Annotated in this window: 1 protein-coding gene; it reads right to left on the bottom strand. The window is 61.8% G+C overall.

Annotated elements, in window-relative coordinates; translation table 11 throughout:
• Positions 1-893: AMP-binding protein (locus ABR397_RS22880; protein ID WP_350307713.1), on the bottom strand; the 893-nt coding region annotated here is incomplete at both ends.

Genomic DNA, 893 nt, shown 5'->3' with positions numbered 1-893 from the left:
TCATGACGCCCGACCCGCGCCAGTCCCAACAGGTCTTGCCAGATCTGCGCCAGTCCCGTTTCAATCTCACCCTGCGGAGGCGTATAGTCCCGTGACACAATGGCCGACTGCTCAGGGGCAGGCAGCGCCCTGCGATCGAGCTTGCCGTTCGGGGTCAGCGGCAAGGCCGCCAGCATCACAAAGGCACTGGGCAGCATATAATCGGCCAGATGTTGCCCCAGTTGCTGACGTAAATCCGCCGGTGCCAGCGCAACATCGGATTGAGGCCGGACATAGGCCACCAGTCGTTTGTCACCGGGGATATCTTCGCGGGCGATAACGGCCGCCTCCTGCACCCCTGGACACTGGGTCAGGCGCGTTTCAATTTCCCCCAGTTCAATACGGAAGCCGCGCAGCTTGACCTGAAAGTCGTTACGGCCCAGGTATTCGATACAGCCGTCGGACAGCCAGCGACCAAGGTCGCCGGTTTTATACAGGCGGGCATCCGGGGCGCGGGAGAACGGATCAGGGATAAAACGCTCCGCCGTCAATGCCGGACGGTTAAGGTACCCGCGGGCCACGCCGGCACCGCCGATATAAAGCTCGCCGGTCACGCCGATTGGCGCCGGCTGGCCGTGAGAGTCGAGAAGATAGGCTCGTAGATCGGGTAACGGCTGGCCAATCAGGCTACCCCGTCCGCCGGTGATCGCTTCCTCGGTGAGTTCCTGATAGGTGGCATGGACGGTGATCTCGGTGATGCCGTACATGTTTACCAGCCGGGTCTGGCGGACAGGATTATTTGCGATCCACGGCGCCAGCGACGGTAGTTCCAGCGCCTCCCCGCCGAAGATAATACAGCGCAGGGCATGTGCGGTGTCATCCTGGACAGGGATAAGTTGACGGAAAGCACTCGG

It is taken from the genome of Photorhabdus viridis (genome assembly GCF_040256935.1).
Lineage (GTDB): Bacteria > Pseudomonadota > Gammaproteobacteria > Enterobacterales > Enterobacteriaceae > Photorhabdus > Photorhabdus viridis.
The sequence above is the reverse complement of the archived record's forward strand: the minus strand, read 5'-3'. Positions and strand labels throughout refer to the sequence as shown.